Origin of the sequence: Actinobacillus ureae ATCC 25976, from assembly GCF_000188255.1 — a bacterium.
Classification (GTDB): Bacteria; Pseudomonadota; Gammaproteobacteria; order Enterobacterales; family Pasteurellaceae; genus Actinobacillus; species Actinobacillus ureae.
This window is the reverse complement of sequence record NZ_GL831080.1, coordinates 511,922-515,240: the sequence shown is the minus strand read 5'-3', so window position 1 is coordinate 515,240 and position 3,319 is coordinate 511,922. Positions and strand designations below refer to the sequence as shown.

Annotated in this window: 4 protein-coding genes and 1 pseudogene; 1 reads left to right on the top strand and 4 read right to left on the bottom strand. The window is 37.3% G+C overall.

Going from position 1 to position 3,319, the window contains the following annotated elements:
- Positions 1–265 (top strand): annotated as a pseudogene (locus HMPREF0027_RS11510) (hypothetical protein); the annotation flags it as partial.
- 108 nt (positions 266–373) lie between these two features.
- Here the strand turns inward: HMPREF0027_RS11510 and HMPREF0027_RS12385 are convergent.
- The 4 genes from HMPREF0027_RS12385 to HMPREF0027_RS02570 form a co-directional block, all read right to left on the bottom strand.
- Positions 374–781 (bottom strand): S8 family serine peptidase, encoded by a 408-nt coding sequence (locus tag HMPREF0027_RS12385; RefSeq protein ID WP_005622007.1) that lies wholly within the window; start codon positions 779–781, stop codon positions 374–376.
- A complete protein-coding gene (locus HMPREF0027_RS12380) occupies positions 763–1,158 on the bottom strand; it encodes a hypothetical protein (RefSeq protein ID WP_005622006.1) in 396 nt (131 codons plus the stop codon). Before HMPREF0027_RS12380 ends, HMPREF0027_RS12385 begins: the two co-directional genes overlap by 19 nt.
- A gap of 252 nt (positions 1,159–1,410) precedes the next feature.
- Positions 1,411–2,439 carry a tryptophan--tRNA ligase gene (trpS, locus tag HMPREF0027_RS02575; RefSeq protein ID WP_005622005.1) on the bottom strand — a complete coding sequence of 343 codons (1,029 nt, stop codon included), beginning with the start codon at positions 2,437–2,439 and terminating at the stop codon, positions 1,411–1,413.
- A gap of 139 nt (positions 2,440–2,578) precedes the next feature.
- Positions 2,579–3,244 (bottom strand): phosphoglycolate phosphatase, encoded by a 666-nt coding sequence (locus HMPREF0027_RS02570; RefSeq protein WP_005622004.1) that lies wholly within the window; start codon positions 3,242–3,244, stop codon positions 2,579–2,581.
- Between the last annotated feature and the right edge of the window lie 75 nt (positions 3,245–3,319).

Below are 3,319 nucleotides of genomic sequence, written 5' to 3'. Positions count from 1 at the left end.
CCCGCCATATTTATGTACTCGCCAAGAGAGTTATAAGCAGGCTCGGTATTTTGATTTGATTGATTTCTTACGGTTAGTCAATATTACTCGACCTCCTTATATATTCTTTAGCTCAACAAAGTCCGAGTTTATTCGCTTTATTGACTATATGCAGGAGGATAAAGTAGATAATTGGCAGGCTTTTCATAATGCCAAGCGAATTGCGATAAATGCTTCTGCGAGTTATAGCGGCAAATATGAGGACAACTTGGTCTATAAGTTTTAGGTAATTTAAAAGTCCTTTAAAGTTGGTTTAAAGGGCTTTGTTTTTGGCTAAGCTAACCACTAAAACTAAGAATTTTTGAAGGGTAGAATTTTTCGCAGTTTTAATGGTTCAAATTCGCAGTTTTAATGGCTCGCAACAGTAGTAGTACATAGAACGGCTATCATTGTTAAAGTAAGTTAATGGTTTTGGAATACCATATGACTGGTTGAAGATTCGGGCACCTCTATTCCATAAATCATTATAGAATGAAGCACTTGCCGATAAACCTGTACCATTGGCGGTGGTTCGAGTAATATCCGCTAAAAGTAGTTTCACTTTCGGTGCTATACCGTTATTTGATGTACCACCCCCCACCATTTCTGCCACCATAATACCGTGAGTTGCCGATGAAGGCGCAGAACGACCTGTTTCAATGATTTCAGCACGATCACCGAATTTTTTCTCGATATCGTTTGCCATCATATAGTTTTTAAAGCCGCTATCTAAGATACAGACGATTACACCACTACCATCCAAGGTAACATTGGCCTTGTTGGCGGTGTTGTTGGTCTATTTACAACTGTTGGTTTTCCATCTGAGATAATTACTCGAACAGTGGTTCTACCATTTACAGTTGTATAAATTTTGGTAACGAGTACACCGTTTATTTTTGTCGTTACCGTTCGGGTAATAGTACCCGTATAGCGAGTTGGATTAAACCAAGACGAATAATTATTTCGATTATTATTCGTATAATATCCTGAATACATTGACGAATATTTATTATAACTATTCGCTGCATTCGGATAATATCTCGCAGTGGTTGCAAGTTCGCTGGCTAGCTTACTTGCATCTGCCTCGGTTGATAAGGCTAACATTGTTGCCATCGCAACAACTAAACTCTTGCTTTTCATGTTTTAGTTTCCTTCTAATACATTCGAAAATATCCCCCCCTATCTGAAATTAAATATTTATTACGGATCCTTTTAATAAATAGTTAAAAAATAAGGGGCTAGGATTAAAACAAAAAGGAAGAGTAAAATCAATATAATATGAGCATTATTATGAATATGATTAAATTTGATAAATAAAAATAATCATATTTTGAGCAAATAAAAAGGCTAAATTGTTTCCAATTTAGCCTTAAATAAATATTAAAAAATATTTTATTGTACAAAACCGACTAATTTATATACTTCTTCAAGTGTTTTTCTCGCACGAGCACGAGCTTTTTCTGCACCTTCACGGAAGATTTTTTCAAGTAACGCTTCATCTTGACGGAAGTGGTTGTAACGTTCTTGAAGATCAGTTAGAAGGGCTGAAACTTGCTTCGCCACTTCGGTTTTTAAGTGGCCGTACATTTTTCCTTCAAGCTCCACTTCTAATTCCGCAATAGTTTTACCACTTACCGCAGAAAGAATATCTAATAAGTTTGATACACCTGCTTTATTTTCACGGTCGTAACGTACCACAGGCGGCTCATCGCCATCAGTCATCGCACGTTTGATTTTCTTCGCGACCGCTTTCGGGTCTTCTAATAGACCGATGACATTATTACGGTTGTCATCAGATTTCGACATTTTTTTGGTTGGTTCAAGTAATGACATCACTCGCGCACCAGCTTTCACAATAAAGACTTCCGGCACTTGGAATACAGGCTCAATCACATTGCCTTCTGCATCTTTTTTACCGTATAAGGCATTAAAACGGTTGGCAATATCACGAGTAATTTCTAAGTGTTGTTTTTGGTCATCACCAACCGGTACTTGATTTGCTTGATAAAGTAAAATATCCGCTGCCATTAATACTGGGTAAGTAAATAAGCCGACGTTTACGTTTTCTTCATAACGTGCCGATTTATCTTTAAATTGGGTCATACGGCTCATTTCGCCGAAGTAAGTGTAGCAATTTAACACCCACGCTAATTGCGTATGTTCAGGTACGTGTGATTGGATAAAAATCGTGCTTTTATTCGGATCGATACCACAAGCTAAATAAAGGGCTAATACGTCTAAAGATGCTTTACGTAATGCTACCGGATCTTGGCGCACAGTAATGGCGTGTAAATCAACAATACAGAAAAGGCAATCGTAATCGTCTTGCATTTTCACCCAGTTACGAAGTGCGCCTAAATAGTTCCCGATCGTCAATTCACCCGATGGCTGCACACCACTAAATACAATAGGTTTGGTCATTTTTTATAATCTCTTGTTAAATTAGAAACGAATGGACTTATCTTAGCCTTTATTGCCATTCGATAAAAGCACAAGCGGTCAAATTCCCGAAATTTTTTGCAAAAAGTTAAGGGAATTTGACCGCTTGTTATATGTAGAATTAACCAACAAATTTCAATACGTCAGCAAATTCGCTGGTAACGAAGGTTGGGTTTGATTGCTCTATTGGTATGTTATAGTTATAACCGTAAGTTAAACCGACCACATCACAACCGGCGGCTTTGGCGGCAATTACGTCATTTTCCGAATCACCGACAAATAACATTTCACTTGGCTGAATCGCAAATTTCTCACAGATGTGCAACATCGGATCCGGATGCGGTTTGGTTTTTGGTAATGATTGTCCGCCTAAATATTCGCTGAATAATTCAAAAATCCCGAATGCACTTAATACCGGTTCCACTAATTTAGTTGGTTTATTCGTAATAACTACTAGCGTATAACCTTGTGTCTTTAACGCTTCTAAAGTTTGTTTTACGTTGGGGTAAAGTTCACTTCTTTCGCAAACATAGGTCGCATAATATTTATCGAAACTGGTGCGTAACTGCACTAATTTTTGTGCATCAAATACTTGTCCGGTATAAGCAATCGCATTTTGAAAGAAAATATCCGCACCTTTGCCAATCCAAGTTAATACTTTTTCTTGCGTCGTTGTTGGTAATCTGTGTTCGGCAAACATCGAATTTACTACTAAGGTTAAATCCGGCAGAGTATTTACCAATGTCCCATCCAAATCGAAACCAATTACTTTATATTTTTTAGTCATAATTTTTCCTTATCTAAATTTAGTCGAATCTAATTTTAGCAAATAAAAAAGCCGTAACAATCTGATCTGCACCCC

What these genes read in the sequence shown, in the direction of transcription:
- HMPREF0027_RS12380 (WP_005622006.1), bottom strand. Translation starts at nt 1,158, where the DNA reads ATGAAAAGCAAGAGTTTAGTTGTTGCGATGGCAACAATGTTAGCCTTA.
- trpS (WP_005622005.1), bottom strand. Translation starts at nt 2,439, where the DNA reads ATGACCAAACCTATTGTATTTAGTGGTGTGCAGCCATCGGGTGAATTG.
- HMPREF0027_RS02570 (WP_005622004.1), bottom strand. Translation starts at nt 3,244, where the DNA reads ATGACTAAAAAATATAAAGTAATTGGTTTCGATTTGGATGGGACATTG.